The sequence below is a fragment of the Cellvibrio sp. 25HG11W-0 genome (assembly GCF_057815475.1).
Map to the genome: position 1 here is coordinate 1,674,433 of NZ_CM174230.1, position 17,939 is coordinate 1,692,371.

Consider the following 17,939-nt stretch of genomic DNA (forward strand, 5'->3'; position numbering starts at 1 on the left):
AATCTGAGTGCTGTTTGAGTGTGATGAGTAACTTTGTCGTTTGGTGAATGGGCCGCAAAAATGTACTTTTCTGTGAATCGGACCATAAACACTCCTGGTGTGTCGGCAGAAAACTAAAAAACTATTATAAAACAAATGCTTACGATTATTTTTTTACGAACTATCTTGCTTTTAGTGAACAAAGTTATTTTTCATCTTAAAAACTAATTTTACCAGTAAGTTGCCTTGGTTGTTTGGGCACCCTTTTGGTCTACGTTAGTGTGAAAATGAGAAGTAGAGAATATTTTGTTAATTGATCATATTTTGTAAATCATGTACCTTTTCTAACAATAAACTATAAGAAATTTAGTTTAATTACAAAAAGACTTAAGAAGTAGCCGTAGCTCGGTCTTATTTGACAGTTAAATGCTATCAGGTGAAGCGTAATTATTATCTTCTACTGGCTGGCGCTTAATACTTGTTTATGTGCTTGCCTTTTTAAGGAAAGAGAATCTCCCTCAGTAGTTTTGTAAGCGATTTTAGATTTTTTACTTGGTAGTTGTTAACGCAATCATCGCTTGCCCATAATTAAAATTGGCTCGAAATAACAGAAAGGCGTGGAAATTATGAAAACCTTAATTGTTTATGCGCATTTATTAGCTGCTTGCGTTGCTATAGGTATTTTGGTGATTCAGGACTTAGCTATCGCGCTTTCTCGTGGTAATCCACTGTCTGCAAATGCGAGCCGCGAGCTCAAAAAGTCTGCTGAAATCATCGTGGTAGCACTGATTGTTTTGTGGTTGACGGGGTTGAGCTTGGTTCTGGTTGGCTATTTGGACAACCCACAGCAGTATCTTTTTAACGAGAAGCTTTGGGCAAAGTTTACTGTGGTAGCCGTACTTACCATCAATGGGATTTTCCTGCATTACTACAGTTTTCCTCGCGTTACCTCACCTAAGGGAATTTTAGGCTTGCCTGTTTATGAGCAAATTTTGGTGGCGCTAACTGGAGCTATCTCATCTGTCTCTTGGCTGTATGCCTGTTACTTAGGTATAGCCCGCACGTGGAATTACACCGTTGGCTATGACTTTGTAATGTTAATTTACGCTGGTTTTGTAATTGGGGGCTTCATTGTCGCTTGTGAAGTTATGCGGGGATTGCGCAAAGCGGAGCCACCCTTGTTAACCGAGAGAGTGCAGTTGAATGCCTCTCGTAAATATGACTAATGCCCACTGCTTCCACACTAAACCCGCTCATGAAGCGGGTTAACTACTTTTATTTTTTTGACGTTGTTGTTTTAAATTTTAACTTTTGGCGCTTTAACAAAAATGACTAATGCCGGACGACCATTCGGCTTTTACCTCCGAGGAAAACACTATGAGTAGCTTTAAAGCCTCAGCGATAAAACCGCGCAAGGTGAGTGCAGTAACTCGCACCGCCGCTGCGTTGGGGTTCTCCCTGGCTGTATCCGCTCTTTCCACACAAGCGTTTGGTGCCTGTACTTATACAGTGACCAATCAGTGGAATAACGGCTATACCGCCACAATAAAAATAACTAACTCCGGAACCTCAGCGATGAGTGGTTGGACTGTTGGTTGGACCTATGCTGGTAACAACCGCATGACCACCAGCTACAACGCTACTCTGAGTGGTACCAATCCTTACTCGGCGACCAACTTGAGCTGGAATGGCAACTTGGCGCCCAGTGCATCTGCTGAGTTTGGTATTCAGGGCACCAAAACCGATGGCACTACTGCTGAAGTGCCTGCCTTAACTGGCACCGCTTGTGGTGGCACTGTGCCGGCTTCTTCAGCGCCAGCCTCAGCTGTTCCAGCTTCGTCAATACCGGGTTCTAGCAAGCCCGTTACGTCAGTAGCGCCAAGCTCAGTCGCTTCTTCTACACCTAACACCGGTGCCGGTGTGTTCTTCTCGGATAACTTCGAGTCAGGTACTGTGAACGCACAGCCAGCAGGTTGGGATAACTTCATTGGTTGGGTTTACAACAACAATAACTCAGCGACTGGCGCTCAGTACGCGGTAATTGATAACACCAAATCATACAACGGCACTAAGTCAGTTCACTTCCACGGTGGTGCAGCACCTGCACAAATCGTGCGTGCATTGCCAGCCGGTACTCAACGTTTGTATACCCGTGCTTATGTCAACATGAGCAAGGTGTTGGGTAATGATCCAGGCGATAACCACGAACACATCATGGGCTTGAAAAAGACCAAAGATGCGAACGATGAAATCCGTGTAGGTCAAATCAAAGGTGTGTTGGGTACTAACCACATTCCGAGCGATAACATTGCGCCCAAAATGAGCCAATGGAACTCAGGCCCACAAATGAAAGCCAATACCTGGTACTGCGTAGAAACCGCTTACTTGGCCGATACTGCCTACGACAGCCTCTACATGTGGGTTGACGGCACTTTGGTTCACTCAATCACTTCAGCCAATGACTGGAATAACGGTGCCTTGGGGGCAGATTGGATGAGCGATAAGTTCAACTACGCAATGTTCGGTTTCCACAGCTTCAGTGGTAACACGGCAGATGTGTGGATGGATGACATTGTGTTCTCTACTCAACCGATTGGTTGCGGTAACGTAACTCCAGTGAGTTCAGTGCCTTCTTCAAGTGCAACGCCTAGCTCAACGCCACGCTCAAGCGTAGCGCCAAGCTCAGTAGCACCAAGCTCAGTAGCGCCAAGCTCAGTACCAGTATCCAGTGCTCGCAGTTCAATTGCACCAAGCTCTGTATCATCAAGCTCGGTAGCACAAGTGGGCGGTTGGGCTTTGAATACCACTGAGTCTTACTTCAACTTCACCACCACGAAAAACACTAACGTGGTAGAGGCGCATAACTTCACCAGTATTAACGGTGACATCACCAGCGCTGGCGTAGCGACCTTGACCATTGATTTGAGCTCTGGCAATACCGGTATAGCCCTGCGCGATCAACGTCTTGATGACTTGTTGTTTGAAGTGGCAACTTACCCAACGGCTACCGCTACGGTCAACTTGAGCACAACCTTGCTCAGTGGTCTCGCTGTTGGTGGATCTACAACAGTTGATGTCTCTGCCAGTCTGAACTTGCACGGTGTTGTTGCTCCGGTAACCACCACGCTCTTGGTTCAAAAGTTATCCAACTCGCGCATCCTGGTACAAACGCAAGCCCCGATTTTGGTGAGCGCGCCTACCTATTCATTGACTGACGGTGTGGAAGCATTACGTGCAGCAGTAGGCATAGCCTCAATCAGTACCGCTGTACCTGTGGACTTCGTACTCGTCTTTGACGCCCGTTAATTGGATGAAGCCTAAAGAGAATAAATCATGAAAAAATTATTGAAAATTTCGATGCTCTCTCTCGGTGTCGCGGCATCGGGCGGAGCCTTCGCCCAAGGCGCTTGTAGTGTGAACTACGAAGCGGTTAACAGCTGGGGCAGTGGCGCACAAATCAAAACCACCATCACCAACAATGGTGGTGCGTTAAATGGTTGGGAGCTGTGCTACAGCTACAGTGGCAACGACGCTATCCAAAATCTGTGGGATGGCACCTTTACCCAAACCGGTAAAAATGTTTGTGTGAAAAATGCTGGCTATAACGGTAGTCTTCCTGCTGCCGGTACTGCCTCGTTTGGGTTTATTGTTAACAACCTGGGCGCCGCTCCTACGAGTTACACCCTTAATGGTGTTGCTTGTGGCGGCGTTGCGGCAAGCAGCACACCTAGCAGCACGCCAACACCTAGCAGCAGGTCTTCCAGCACTACGCCGCTATTTAGCAGTAGTAGTTCTTCAAGTGTTGCACCTAGCGTCGCAACACGTTGGTCAGTGAATGGCACTAAGTCGACGTTCAATTTTGTGGCTGTGAAGAAAATCAACACGGCTGAAAATTTCACGTTCACTACGCTGCAAGGTACCGTCAACAGCAATGGCCAAGCGAATTTAACCATTCCTTTGTCTAGCATAGTGACTGGCATCGATATCCGTAACACGCGCATGCAAAGCATGTTGTTTGAAACGGACTTTATGCCGAGCTTGCACTTCAGCACGCAACTCAGTTTGACTGAGATTGACGGCATGGCAGTCGGTAGCATCAGCACCAAGTCGTTTACTGGCAGCTTAACCTTGCACGGCATCACCAAAGACATCAGCTTTGATGCCCTGGTGGTAAAACATGACGCCAATAACTTCAGTGTGTCGCCGCGCAAAGCCATCGTCATCAACTCTGTTGATTTTGATTTGGCTTCGGGCATAGAAACCCTGAGAACCACGGCAGCCTTGGACGCGATTGGCCAAAAAGTACCTGTGTACTTCAAGCTCTTCCTGACCAAAGACAATGCCGCGAACGTTGCGCCGATTCAACTGGCTGCTGCACCGGCTGCACCGCTTAACTTGCTGGCAAGTTTGAGCCAAGTGACGGGCGTTGCATCTTTGAACTGGTCTGATGTCAGCAACAACGAAACCGGCTTTGTGGTTCGTCGTAAAGATGCAGCGGGTTTATGGTCAACAGTAAAAGGTACTGCGGCTAATACCAGCAGCTATCAAGACACCCTGACAACTGCGGGCGCCTATGACTATAAAGTCATTGCGTTCAATGGCAGCATGCCTTCACCTGCATCTAATGCGGTATCGGTTACCTTAACGGGTGCGGTTAGCAGCAGTTCAGTGGGCTCATCGGTCATTGCTGTTGGCTCTAGCAGCAGTGTTGCGGCCTTAAACGGTGCGACCTTGTTTGCACAGCAATGTACTAGCTGTCACGCTTTGACTACCGCGTTCCCTGCACAGAAAAATCAAGCATTGTTGGCGACTTACATCACTAATAACATGCCGATTACAAACCCTGCGTTGTGTGGTACTGACTGTGGTAGTGCAATTGCTACTTACTTGTTAGCGCCAAGAACCACATCAAGCACCGTTACATCGAGTAGTGCTGGTTCTGTTGTGGGTAATGCTACAAACGGTAAAGTGCTCTGGGATCAAAAATGTGCCAGCTGCCATGGTGTAGATGGTGAGAAAAATGCCAATGGTACTGTTGCGCTGCAGCCTGTGAATCCTAATCGTTCTGAATACAGACACAGCCAAGATACCCAAGCGCGCTCGCTCAATGACTTTATTGCTATGTGGATGCCACAGGGGAATGAAAGTAGCTGTACTGGTCAGTGTGCTGCAGATACTGCGGCTCATATACTGACCTGGCGTAAACCAGCAGATGGTATACCAGATAATCCAGTGTCGACTTTTAGCTGCCCATCAAATGCACCAAGCTATGGTCAAAGAGCCTTGCGTTTGTTAACCAAAAATGAATACCAGCGCTCCATGAAAGATTTGGTTGGCTATCAGGCTGATTTAACCGCTAGCTTGCCAAGTGACTTTATCTCTGGTGCCTTTGTAAACAACAACACCTTGGTCATTGATAAGGCTCGCTATACCAGCTACCTGGCTAACGCTGAACGTATCGCTACCGATGTGGCAACGCGCTGGAATGCGGTATTGAGTTGTACTCCTTCTGCAAGCTGTGCATCTACTTTGGTTAACACATTAGGTCCTCGTATCTTCCGTCGTCCATTAACGACTGAAGAGCAGACCGCTTACTTGAATGTAGCTAATGGCACCACCGGTGGCCGTACAGTAACGGATGGTATGAATGTTGCGCTGACCGCAATGCTGTCATCACCACAATTCTTGTATCGCTCTGAAGTAGGTGTGCTTTCTAGCAGTGGCATTTACAAGCTTGATGGATACGAGATGGCAACCTACTTGAGTTACACCTATACAGGTTCGGCTCCAAGTGCGGCATTAATGCAAGCCGCTGCTAATGGAAGCCTGAATACTGCAGCAGGAATTCGTACACAAGCTGCTACTTTGCTAAGTAATGCGAATACTAAGTTGTTGTTGACTGACTTGGTGAACCGTTGGTTGTTAACGGATAATATCGAAACACTGATTAAGCCTGCATTTAGTAATTTTGCGACTCTCGGTGCAGATATGAAGCAAGAGCTGGGTAAAAACTTCGCCGGCGCTATGCTTGATTCAGCAAGTACCTTTAGTGCGATTTATAATCCAGGCTACACCTACGTCAACTCTCGTTTGGCTTCGCATTACGGCTTGCCGTTCAGTGGCACTCAGGATGCTGATGGCTTCGTGAAAGTGAGTACCCAGGAACGTGGTGGTATTTTGATGTCAGGTGCCTTTATGTCGCGTTACTCAAGCCCTACGGACTCCAACATGATTACTCGTGCTGTAGCCTTGCGTAGAAAGCTAATGTGTCAGGATATCCCTGAGCCACCAGCAGGTGTGAGTCTTGATCGTGAAGCTCTGGCTGCACGTGATAAGGTGTTCTATGAAGATCCACATACGACTCAGCGCATGATCTTCGATCGCATCACTGCAGGTACCAGCTGTGCAAACTGCCACGGTGAGATTATCAACCCATTGGGTGGTGCTATGGAGAACTTCGATACTGCTGGTCGTGTTCGCAGTACTGATCTGAAAGGCAATGCAATTGTTTCAAGTGGCACTTTCTACTCGCCCTATCCACAGTTGCAATTCCTAAACGATCCTGACCGTGTGATCTACTCGCCATCTATTCAATTCAATGGCGCAGCTGATCTTGCCCGTACTATTGCTGAGCAACCACAGGTTTCCGGTTTGGCGCAAGCTTGTCTGGCAACCCAGTTCGTCAGTTACAGCTCTGGTATAAACTCCATATTCTTGATCGACTCCACCAGAGATGTTGGTTATACACGCATAAGCAAAGCGGAAGAGCAGGCATACCGCTGCGATATCGCTGACTTAACTAACGTACTATCAACCAGAGGCCCACGTGCAATGCTTGAAGAGATTCCAGCATTGGAATCAGTAATGTACCGGAAGGAGTGGGCACGCTAACGCGTGCTCCAACTTCACAGCCTTGTTAACGAATTGGAGTGAATAAAATGAGATATAAAGACTGCTTCGATAAAGAGCGTAGAGATTTTCTGCGTATCGTAAAACATGCCGGTATTTCTACCGGTTTGTTAAGAGCTTCAAGTTTGATTGGTGGCGTAATGTTAGCGCGTGCAGCTGAAGCTCAAAGTGGAACCCCGACTAAAAGTTGCTTGATTTTCTCCGGCGGCGGTTGTCAACCCAATCTCTGGTATCCCAGTGGAACTACGTTCCCTGCGCAATCTGCGCCTTTGGCAAGCCACTACAGCAAAATGGCGATAATGAAGAGTGCAAAATTAAGTGGTGCGGGTCACGGCATCATGTTCCATCGCTTTGATAACGGCAGCTTTTCAAAAGATAGTTTTGACGTGAATATGGGGCGCACTATTGGTGCCAACTTCCCTGTTAAATATTTAAATGTTGGTACTACTGACGAGTCAAATTTGAGTCGTGAAGGCTCGGCTAGTAAGCCAACTATCACTAGCCCACAAGCAGCATTAGATATTCTGTTTAGTGGTGGCACTACTACCACAACGGGTACGGCACCGAGAAAGTCTATTGTTGATCTTCATTACCCTGCAATTAGCAGTCTGAAGACCAAGCTTGGTCAATTTGAGAAAGATAAGCTCGATAGCCATTTCACCGCAATTCAAGAAATTGAAACGGCAATTGGTGCGGGCAGCGGTGGCGGTAGTGGTGGTAGTGGTTCATGTCCAAAGCCAGCAAATACTGCCGTGGTTGGTTTTGATGCCTTGGCTAAATTACAAGCCGACATCATCACCTTGGCATTAAGTTGCAATCTAACTGCATCGGTATCGATAGCGTTTGGCACTGATGCGCACAACCATATTTTTGACAAACTTGGCGGTCGCTCCTCGCATTCATCGCATCACTTTAATCAAGCGCAATACACTGAAGACATCGCTTATATGCAAGGCTTAAGCAAGTATTTACTAGATAAGTTAAATGCTCAAGGCTTGCTCAGCTCTACTGTTGTTACTCAGATGTCCGATATGGGGCTCGCAGATGCTCATGGCAATGACGATGTTCCCATGTTTGTTGCTGGTGCTGGTATTACCGGTAATAGAGTGCTGGATATTGCTGGAAAAACCCAGGTTGAAATTTATCAAACTTTGGGTCAAAAATTGCGAGCTGATCAAAGCCCAAATGGTGCTGCTTACCGTAACTGGGGCGTATCAACTATTTCTGGTTTGTAAGTGTGGTAACCATACTCCCTCAGTTAATTGGCCAATTTAAATAAGTGGCTTGATGAGTGGTTTAAGGACATAAAGCCTGATTGTTTATTAAGGAGTATTTAATAAACAGTCAGGCTTTTTATTTTGTAGATTTTAGAAACTCAGAATTTTTAGCTTTAGTTATCTCAACAATAACAGTATTTATGTTAATTAGAGTAGGTGTTGTGTGTTGCAGATCTGTAAGTTAAAAATTGACAATAATAAAATTTGTAAAGAAAGGGGATAATCTAGTGATTAGAGATTCGCGTCGCGGTTTTGGTTTGGTCAGTATTTTTTTTCATTGGGTGAGCGCGATAGTTGTGCTGTTTCTATTTGGCTTGGGGGTTTATCTAACCAGTTATGGTTATTACTCGCCTGATTATTTGCAGTATGCACATTTACATTATGCTCTTGGTATTTTGATATTCGGGTTTATTATTGCGCGATTGCTTTGGCGCTTAAGCAGTAAAACGCCTCTATCCTTAAGCTCAACTGTGGTGGCCAAGCTAGGCGTCAAACTTATAAAGTTTTCACTCTATGTGTTGATGTTTGTAGTTCTGGTAAGTGGCTATTTGATTTGTACGGCAGAGGGGCAGACGATAAGTGTTTTTGGGTGGTTTAAGGCGCCCGCATTAATTGGTCTGGATACGTATGGGATTAATTTGGCTGGTTTAACCCATAAATTTGTTGCTTGGGGTTTATTTTTTATCGTAATTCTCCATGTGGGGGGTGCTTTAGTGCATCATTTTTTGATAGGTGATTCCACTTTTATTAGGATGATTAAGCCGCTGCCTAGGGATAAGAGTGAATGAAATGTGTACAGGATCAAAATGATGTATATAACGCCAAAACCCTTTACATATAACTTTTTAGTATTTAATTTAGGTAAAAAACACAAAATTTGAATTTACATTGAGGGTTAATCGAATTAATATTGATCTACTGCTTTAAAAGTAGAAAAAAAATAATCATATATTTCAAAAGTGTTAACTAGTCCAGAATCAGCAGTTGTAGCCAATCATTGCTAAGTAAATCTTTTTGACGGCCATAGACATTGCCTTAGATTTTAACTTTAGCGGAAATCACTTATCTCTATTTGGGTCGTAATAAAGTTTTGTAAAATTTTACACCCTTACTATGATTGCGCTAACATTGCTGAGCTGAGTTTAACAATAACAATAAAGGTGCGGATATCTATGAAAACTCTAATTGTCTATGCCCATTTAATAGCTGCCTGTATTGCACTAGGTGTTACCTTTGTTCAGGATTTAGCGCTCGCGCGTTCAAAGGGCGCAGCACTTACTCCTCAAGCGATTGCCGAGCTTAAAAAAGCAGCAGAAATTGTTGTAATGGCGCTCATTGTGCTCTGGGTTTCTGGCGCTGGCTTGGTAACCATGGGGTATCTCGATGACCCTGCGCAATATTTACTGAATCAAAAGCTATGGGCGAAAGTGGCTGTAGTTGCTCTTTTGACTCTCAATGGTATCGTTTTGCACCACTATAGCTTCCCCCGCGTAACATCTTCTGGCGGCATAACAAGCCTATCTTATACTGAACAAACTTTGGTTGCGCTAACAGGGGCGCTTTCATCTGTCTCCTGGTTGTTTGCTTGCTTTCTCGGTATCGCCAGACCATGGAATTACACCCTTAGTTTTAGCTTAATAATGTGCATCTATGTTGGCTTGGTTATCGGTGCTTTTGTGGTGGCATGCGAAGTTATGCGGACCATGCGTCGTGCAGACTCTACGCATATGGGCAAAGCCATAGAGCTAAATTCCCCTCGCAAATTTGATTAACAAATTGATCTTCAATAGCCCATAGCGCCAATGGTTGTGCTTTGGGCTTTCATTGCTTTTTGTAAATGTTCCATTGTTTTAAACCGAAGTTATGTCTTTTAACAATAACTAGCTAGTAGCAACGCCGACCAACAATTCGGCTTTTACCTCCGAGGAAAACACTATGAGTAGCTTTAAAGCCTCAGCGATAAAACCGCGCAAGGTGAGTGCAGTAACTCGCACCGCCGCTGCGTTGGGGTTCTCCCTGGCTGTATCCGCTCTTTCCACACAAGCGTTTGGTGCCTGTTCTTATACAGTGACCAATCAGTGGAATAACGGCTATACCGCCACAATAAAAATAACTAACTCCGGAACCTCAGCGATGAGTGGTTGGACTGTTGGTTGGACCTATGCCGGCAATAACCGCATGACCACCAGCTACAACGCCACTTTGAGCGGTACCAATCCTTATTCGGCGACCAACTTGAGCTGGAATGGTAACTTGGCACCAAGTGCTTCCGCAGAATTTGGTATTCAGGGCACCAAAACCGATGGTACTACTGCTGAAGTACCTGCCTTAACTGGTGCAGCTTGTGGATCTACGACGCCGGCTTCTTCTACGCCTCCAGTATCTTCTACGCCCGTAACTAGCGTGGCACCAAGCTCAGTGCCTAAGTCCTCTACACCTGGCTCTTCTGCAGGTAATACCGGCGGCGTACCTGCGTTGGTAGTGCAGGGCAATAAAGTTACCGCAAACGGTCAGCCCGCTAATTTGTCTGGTATGAGTTTGTTCTGGAGCAATACCGGTTGGGGTGCAGACAAGTATTACAACGCACAAGTCGTTTCATGGCTTAAATCAGATTGGAAAGCCAATCTAGTGCGCGCCGCAATGGGTGTTGAAGATGACGGTGGTTATCTAACTGATGCCGCGAACAAAACGCGCACGACAACTGTTGTTGATGCCGCTATTGCCAATAACATGTATGTAATTATTGACTGGCACACGCATCACGCTGAAGACAACAAGGCTGCTTCAATTGCTTTCTTTAAAGAGATGGCAACTAAGTATGGCAGCTACAACAACGTGATATATGAGGTATATAACGAGCCTCTTAATGTATCTTGGACTGGTGTAATTAAGCCCTATGCGACCGATGTAATTGCGGCGATTCGCGCAATTGACCCAGATAACTTGATTATCGTGGGTACACCCAATTGGTCACAAGATGTAGATGTTGCATCGCAAAGTCCAATTACCGCCTACAGCAACATTGCGTATACCTTGCATTTCTATGCGGGTACTCATAAGCAATCACTGCGTGACAAAGCGACTACCGCGATGAATAACGGTATTGCGTTGTTTGTAACAGAGTGGGGTTCAGTGAACGCCGACGGTGGTGGTGGTGTGAACGCAGCAGAAACCGCAACCTGGATGAGCTTCCTCAAAACCAACGGTATCAGTAACGCCAACTGGGCGCTGAATGACAAAGACGAAGGCTCTGCAGCCTTGGTTCCTGGTGCCAGCGCTAATGGTGGTTGGGCTACGTCACAACTGACCGCTTCTGGTCAATTGGTGAGAAATTACATCATGAATTGGGGTGGTACTGTTGTACCTAATTCATCGGTAGCACCAAGTTCAAAGCCTGCATCAAGCATTGCGCCAAGTTCTGTGCCAGCGTCTAGCAAGCCCGTTACGTCAGTAGCGCCAAGCTCAGTCGCTTCTTCTACACCTAACACCGGTGCCGGTGTGTTCTTCTCGGATAACTTCGAGTCAGGTACTGTGAACGCACAGCCAGCAGGTTGGGATAACTTCATTGGTTGGGTTTACAACAACAATAACTCAGCGACTGGCGCTCAGTACGCGGTAATTGATAACACCAAATCATACAACGGCACTAAGTCAGTTCACTTCCACGGTGGTGCAGCACCTGCACAAATCGTGCGTGCATTGCCAGCCGGTACTCAACGTTTGTATACCCGTGCTTATGTCAACATGAGCAAGGTGTTGGGTAATGATCCAGGCGATAACCACGAACACATCATGGGCTTGAAAAAGACCAAAGATGCGAACGATGAAATCCGTGTAGGTCAAATCAAAGGTGTGTTGGGTACTAACCACATTCCGAGCGATAACATTGCGCCCAAAATGAGCCAATGGAACTCAGGCCCACAAATGAAAGCCAATACCTGGTACTGCGTAGAAACCGCTTACTTGGCCGATACTGCCTACGACAGCCTCTACATGTGGGTTGACGGCACTTTGGTTCACTCAATCACTTCAGCCAATGACTGGAATAACGGTGCCTTGGGGGCAGATTGGATGAGCGATAAGTTCAACTACGCAATGTTCGGTTTCCACAGCTTCAGTGGTAACACGGCAGATGTGTGGATGGATGACATTGTGTTCTCTACTCAACCGATTGGTTGCGGTAACGTAACTCCAGTGAGTTCAGTGCCTTCTTCAAGTGCAACGCCTAGCTCAACGCCACGCTCAAGCGTAGCGCCAAGCTCAGTAGCACCAAGCTCAGTAGCGCCAAGCTCAGTACCAGTATCCAGTGCTCGCAGTTCAATTGCACCAAGCTCTGTATCATCAAGCTCGGTAGCACAAGTGGGCGGTTGGGCTTTGAATACCACTGAGTCTTACTTCAACTTCACCACCACGAAAAACACTAACGTGGTAGAGGCGCATAACTTCACCAGTATTAACGGTGACATCACCAGCGCTGGCGTAGCGACCTTGACCATTGATTTGAGCTCTGGCAATACCGGTATAGCCCTGCGCGATCAACGTCTTGATGACTTGTTGTTTGAAGTGGCAACTTACCCAACGGCTACCGCTACGGTCAACTTGAGCACAACCTTGCTCAGTGGTCTCGCTGTTGGTGGATCTACAACAGTTGATGTCTCTGCCAGTCTGAACTTGCACGGTGTTGTTGCTCCGGTAACCACCACGCTCTTGGTTCAAAAGTTATCCAACTCGCGCATCCTGGTACAAACGCAAGCCCCGATTTTGGTGAGCGCGCCTACCTATTCATTGACTGACGGTGTGGAAGCATTACGTGCAGCAGTAGGCATAGCCTCAATCAGTACCGCTGTACCTGTGGACTTCGTACTCGTCTTTGACGCCCGTTAATTGGATGAAGCCTAAAGAGAATAAATCATGAAAAAATTATTGAAAATTTCGATGCTCTCTCTCGGTGTCGCGGCATCGGGCGGAGCCTTCGCCCAAGGCGCTTGTAGTGTGAACTACGAAGCGGTTAACAGCTGGGGCAGTGGCGCACAAATCAAAACCACCATCACCAACAATGGTGGTGCGTTAAATGGTTGGGAGCTGTGCTACAGCTACAGTGGCAACGACGCTATCCAAAATCTGTGGGATGGCACCTTTACCCAAACCGGTAAAAATGTTTGTGTGAAAAATGCTGGCTATAACGGTAGTCTTCCTGCTGCCGGTACTGCCTCGTTTGGGTTTATTGTTAACAACCTGGGCGCCGCTCCTACGAGTTACACCCTTAATGGTGTTGCTTGTGGCGGCGTTGCGGCAAGCAGCACACCTAGCAGCACGCCAACACCTAGCAGCAGGTCTTCCAGCACTACGCCGCTATTTAGCAGTAGTAGTTCTTCAAGTGTTGCACCTAGCGTCGCAACACGTTGGTCAGTGAATGGCACTAAGTCGACGTTCAATTTTGTGGCTGTGAAGAAAATCAACACGGCTGAAAATTTCACGTTCACTACGCTGCAAGGTACCGTCAACAGCAATGGCCAAGCGAATTTAACCATTCCTTTGTCTAGCATAGTGACTGGCATCGATATCCGTAACACGCGCATGCAAAGCATGTTGTTTGAAACGGACTTTATGCCGAGCTTGCACTTCAGCACGCAACTCAGTTTGACTGAGATTGACGGCATGGCAGTCGGTAGCATCAGCACCAAGTCGTTTACTGGCAGCTTAACCTTGCACGGCATCACCAAAGACATCAGCTTTGATGCCCTGGTGGTAAAACATGACGCCAATAACTTCAGTGTGTCGCCGCGCAAAGCCATCGTCATCAACTCTGTTGATTTTGATTTGGCTTCGGGCATAGAAACCCTGAGAACCACGGCAGCCTTGGACGCGATTGGCCAAAAAGTACCTGTGTACTTCAAGCTCTTCCTGACCAAAGACAATGCCGCGAACGTTGCGCCGATTCAACTGGCTGCCGCACCTGCTACACCGCTTAACTTGCTGGCAAGTTTGAGCCAAGTGACGGGCGTTGCATCTTTGAACTGGTCTGATGTCAGCAACAACGAAACCGGCTTTGTGGTTCGTCGTAAAGATGCAGCGGGTTTATGGTCAACAGTAAAAGGTACTGCGGCTAATACCAGCAGCTATCAAGACACCCTGACAACTGCAGGCGCCTATGACTATAAAGTTATTGCATTCAACGGCAGCATGCCTTCACCTGCATCAAACGCGGTATCGGTTACCTTAACGGGTACAGTACCTAGCAGTGTAGCAAGCTCATCCGTGATTGTAAGTTCAAGCAGTGTTGCCGCCTTAAATGGCGCCACCTTGTTTGCACAGCAATGTACGAGCTGTCACGCCTTGACTGCCGCTTTCCCTGCACAGAAAAACCAAGCGACTCTGGCGGCATACATCACCAGCAATATGCCGATTCAAAACCCAGCGTTGTGTGGAACTGATTGTGGTAGTGCGATTGCGACTTACTTGTTAGCGCCAAGATCATCATCAAGCATAGTGCCTAGCTCTGTTTCATCTAGCAGTGCGGCGCCTGTTTGTGTGGGTGATACTTGTGCACCACGCTATGCTGAGCGGTTGTTGCGTGTTCTGTCTAAATCTGAATACATCAACAGTATTAACGACATAACGGGTGTGAACCTAGAAACTGCATTAGATGCAGCAACGCTGGCATCTATTCCTGCTGATTTGATTGTTACGGGCTTTACCAATAACTCACATAAAGTGATTGGCGAAGAAAATATGCGTGCGTATAACGACTTGGCTTCACGTGTTGCGGATACTGCAACCCTAACCAATGTTGTTAACTGTAGCGGTCAGACTTTGGCAGCTTGTGGTGACAAATTCGTCACTGACTTTGGTCCTAAAGTATTCCGTCGTCCCTTCACTGCTGAAGAGCGCACAGCTTACTTGACCTTCTTCTCGTCAAGCGTTGGTGTAACAGCCGTAAACGATGGTATTAAGCTTGCTCTGCGCGCTGCCTTGTCTTCACCACAGTTCTTATATCGTTCTGAATTGGGTGTGAAGTTTGGTGATTTGCGCACCGGTACTGCACCAGCTGATGCAGGTATAGTGTTGACTGATATCCCTGCTACCGATCGCGCTGCCTTGCCAGATACTGCCTATGTGTTGACTCACTATGAAATGGCGTCGTTCTTGGCTTACACCTACACGGGTTCAACACCTGATGCTACTTTGCTGACAGCTGCTGCAAATAAAACCCTGTCAACTAAGGCGCAAATTGATACGCAAATTACCCGTTTGCTGGGTACTGCTAAAGCGCGTCAACACTACGGTCGTTTTGCTACTGAGTGGCTAAACGTAGGTGGCTTGCCTTATGAGAGCAGAAACGCAACTCTCTACCCAACCTATACCACTGCAGTTAAGACGGCGATGTTGGACGAAGTTCGCGCTATCTATAACGATGTGGTACTCGATGATGCAGCCTTTACCAACCTCTACTCAAGCAACTACACCTTTGCTAACTCAGCATTGGCAAGTTTCTATGGTTTGAGCACGAGTGGTTTGGGTACGAACTTGAGCAAGGTAACTACGACGAATCGTGGTGGTTTACTGACCTCTGGTGCATTCCTTACGCAAAATGCTCACTTTGCGAAAACTGCGCCGATTTTGCGTGCAGTGCGCATTAGACGTGCAATGTTGTGTCACGATGTGGGTAATCCACCAAATGGTGTGAATATCGACAAACTGCGTGAAGATCAACAAATTGCGTTTGATAACATCAAAGCAGCGCAAGGTGGTCTTGCAACAACTCGTCAGGAATACCATTTCTTAACAGCAGTTGCGCCTTGTACTACCTGTCACGAGAAAATCATTAACCCACTCGGTTTTGGTTTCGAAGACTTTAGCCCAGTTGGTTTGCCACGCAGCCGCGACGATAACAATCTGCCAACTACCTATGAAGCTGACGATGGTACGCTTTATGGTGTGAGCAGCATGGAAGGCACTGATACCTTGACCTTTACCAGTGGTAAAAACTTTGGTCAACAGTTAGTCGCTTCACCTGCTGGCTTGGCGCAACTTCGTCGTTGTTTCATCGAAAATAACTACCGCACCGCGTTGGGTACTGGTGTGAATTATTTCGATCGCAACATTTTGGCTAGCGATGGTAAGCCAGTACTTCTGCCTGCCGCGCAACGTCAAAACAATGCGGATGATGTTGCCGCTTTGGCACAAGACATGGCAGCACAAAGCGATAGTCCTAAGGCTATGCTGAAGCAATTGGGTAACTTGAAGTCTGTGCGTTATCGCAAAGATTATTAATCAAGCCTAAGGTCGGGCGAGCCTTCGGGCTCGCCCATCAAAAAATTTCCTCCCTACATTGTGCTGGTTGTCATTAATCCAGCAGGGGATATAAAGGGTTTTTATTATGAACGACTTCAAAAGAATGGCTGATGAAAATCGCCGCGATTTTTTAAAGTTTATTGCTAAAGCTGGCATCAGCTTACCCGTATTGCAAGCTTCAACCTTGACTATGGGCGTGCTGTCTAGCCGTTTCGCAGAAGCGCAAACTAGCGCTGCAAAAGTACAAAGAGTTATTTTTGTGTACATTCCAGGTGGTGCGCCAGGTGGTGCAAGTCACTCGTTTAATCCTACGGGTTCTGCTGGCAACTTGACCATGAATACCTGTACCCAAGCATTTAATGCTGTTAAGCAAAACTGTATTTGGTTTGGCGGTACGTCGGTTATGCAAGGGTCAGATGTAAGTGGTTCACACGGTCTTACCTTCCGTGTTTTGGGTGCAATGAATGGCCCTAAATCTACGGTTGATAACGTGTTGGCTTCGTCTACCATAGGCTCAGCATCGCGCTTCAGCTCGCTGCGTTTGGGTATTATGACCAACACTGAAAGTGGCGCGGTATTGGATACCTCTATTTCGTCTACCAACACTTGGGATCAAAGCGCTTATAGCAGCAACCCACGTACGGTATTCAACACCTTGTTTACCGGTGGTGGTGGCGGTGGCGGCGGTACCAGTACTGCAGTAGCACAACAGCAGCAGGTCTATGATGTAAACATTGCAGCTCTGCAAAAAATTAAGGCGAAATTGTCTGCAGCTGAGCAAATTCGTGCGCAACAAAATATTGATGCTATCCAAAAGTTGAGAACAGATTTGTTGGCATCTAATACCGGTACTATTAGCTCTGGTTGCTCTAATCCAACGTGGAATAACTATGGTGCTGCAACTGCAGTTCCCTATGATGGTGCTTACTTCACGCAGTTGTTTAACCAGCAGGCACGTAATGCGGCTTTGGCTTTGGCGTGTAATTTGACTAAAGTGGTATCGATTCAGATGGGTACTGATGGCGCTAAGTTTTCGCCAACGGGTTTCAATGAGTCTTATCACGATGGTGCAATTCACAGTAATGTGGAAGCTCGCTATGCGGCACAGCGCGCCTATTTGAGCGATCGCATGGGTGATTTGATCAGTACACTCAAATCAACTACCGATGACGCAGGCCAGCCTTTGTTTAACTCAACTTTGATTTTGCAAGTGAGTGACATGGGTAACGCCAATGCGCACATAGGTAGCGATGCTCCCTTCATGATGATGTCTGGCAGCTCTAAGTTTAACGGCGGCCGTATTATCAATGTTGGACAGCACACCAGTTTGTTGGATACCGCTGCTCAGGCTGTTGGCCTGTCTGGCTACACCAACTACGGTAGTGGAATGGTTTCCGGCGTGTTCTCTTAATGTCGGTATACTTTGGCTGATGCTTTATGCTCAGCCTAAACAAAAACAGCGCCCTAGGGCGCTGTTTT

General features: G+C 46.8%; 9 protein-coding genes. All 9 read left to right on the plus strand.

The genetic code is table 11. The features are described 5' to 3' along the window. Positions 1-605 precede the first annotated feature (605 nt). The 9 genes from AC0KUT_RS06895 to AC0KUT_RS06935 all read left to right on the plus strand — a co-directional run bounded on the left by AC0KUT_RS06895 (position 606) and on the right by AC0KUT_RS06935 (position 17,871). The gene (locus AC0KUT_RS06895) at positions 606-1,205 is read left to right on the plus strand and encodes a DUF2214 domain-containing protein (protein ID WP_488834608.1); all 600 of its coding nucleotides are present in this window, start codon (positions 606-608) and stop codon (positions 1,203-1,205) included. 151 nt (positions 1,206-1,356) lie between these two features. Then, on the plus strand, positions 1,357-3,285 hold the full coding sequence (locus AC0KUT_RS06900; protein ID WP_488834609.1) for a cellulose binding domain-containing protein: 1,929 nt from the start codon (positions 1,357-1,359) through the stop codon (positions 3,283-3,285). 27 nt (positions 3,286-3,312) lie between these two features. Next, positions 3,313-6,870, plus strand: coding sequence for a DUF1592 domain-containing protein (locus AC0KUT_RS06905; protein ID WP_488834611.1), 3,558 nt, complete (start codon positions 3,313-3,315; stop codon positions 6,868-6,870). Positions 6,871-6,917: 47 nt separating this feature from the next. Continuing rightward, positions 6,918-8,123 carry a DUF1552 domain-containing protein gene (locus tag AC0KUT_RS06910; protein ID WP_488834613.1) on the plus strand — a complete coding sequence of 402 codons (1,206 nt, stop codon included), beginning with the start codon at positions 6,918-6,920 and terminating at the stop codon, positions 8,121-8,123. 269 nt (positions 8,124-8,392) lie between these two features. Next, complete coding sequence (locus AC0KUT_RS06915; protein ID WP_488834614.1) at positions 8,393-8,953, plus strand: cytochrome b; 561 nt, start codon at positions 8,393-8,395, stop codon at positions 8,951-8,953. Positions 8,954-9,337: 384 nt separating this feature from the next. Then, complete coding sequence (locus AC0KUT_RS06920) at positions 9,338-9,937, plus strand: DUF2214 domain-containing protein (RefSeq protein ID WP_488834617.1); 600 nt, start codon at positions 9,338-9,340, stop codon at positions 9,935-9,937. A 163-nt stretch (positions 9,938-10,100) separates the two neighbouring features. After that, a complete protein-coding gene (locus AC0KUT_RS06925) occupies positions 10,101-13,049 on the plus strand; it encodes a cellulase family glycosylhydrolase (RefSeq protein WP_488834618.1) in 2,949 nt (982 codons plus the stop codon). A 27-nt stretch (positions 13,050-13,076) separates the two neighbouring features. Further along, positions 13,077-16,439 carry a DUF1592 domain-containing protein gene (locus tag AC0KUT_RS06930; protein WP_488834619.1) on the plus strand — a complete coding sequence of 1,121 codons (3,363 nt, stop codon included), beginning with the start codon at positions 13,077-13,079 and terminating at the stop codon, positions 16,437-16,439. Between the two features lie 106 nt (positions 16,440-16,545). Then, on the plus strand, positions 16,546-17,871 hold the full coding sequence (locus AC0KUT_RS06935; protein ID WP_488834620.1) for a DUF1552 domain-containing protein: 1,326 nt from the start codon (positions 16,546-16,548) through the stop codon (positions 17,869-17,871). The last annotated feature ends 68 nt before the right edge of the window (positions 17,872-17,939 follow it).

What these genes read in the sequence shown, in the direction of transcription:
- AC0KUT_RS06930 (WP_488834619.1), top strand. Translation starts at nt 13,077, where the DNA reads ATGAAAAAATTATTGAAAATTTCGATGCTCTCTCTCGGTGTCGCGGCA.
- AC0KUT_RS06900 (WP_488834609.1), top strand. Translation starts at nt 1,357, where the DNA reads ATGAGTAGCTTTAAAGCCTCAGCGATAAAACCGCGCAAGGTGAGTGCA.
- AC0KUT_RS06935 (WP_488834620.1), top strand. Translation starts at nt 16,546, where the DNA reads ATGAACGACTTCAAAAGAATGGCTGATGAAAATCGCCGCGATTTTTTA.
- AC0KUT_RS06920 (WP_488834617.1), top strand. Translation starts at nt 9,338, where the DNA reads ATGAAAACTCTAATTGTCTATGCCCATTTAATAGCTGCCTGTATTGCA.
- AC0KUT_RS06905 (WP_488834611.1), top strand. Translation starts at nt 3,313, where the DNA reads ATGAAAAAATTATTGAAAATTTCGATGCTCTCTCTCGGTGTCGCGGCA.
- AC0KUT_RS06925 (WP_488834618.1), top strand. Translation starts at nt 10,101, where the DNA reads ATGAGTAGCTTTAAAGCCTCAGCGATAAAACCGCGCAAGGTGAGTGCA.
- AC0KUT_RS06910 (WP_488834613.1), top strand. Translation starts at nt 6,918, where the DNA reads ATGAGATATAAAGACTGCTTCGATAAAGAGCGTAGAGATTTTCTGCGT.
- AC0KUT_RS06895 (WP_488834608.1), top strand. Translation starts at nt 606, where the DNA reads ATGAAAACCTTAATTGTTTATGCGCATTTATTAGCTGCTTGCGTTGCT.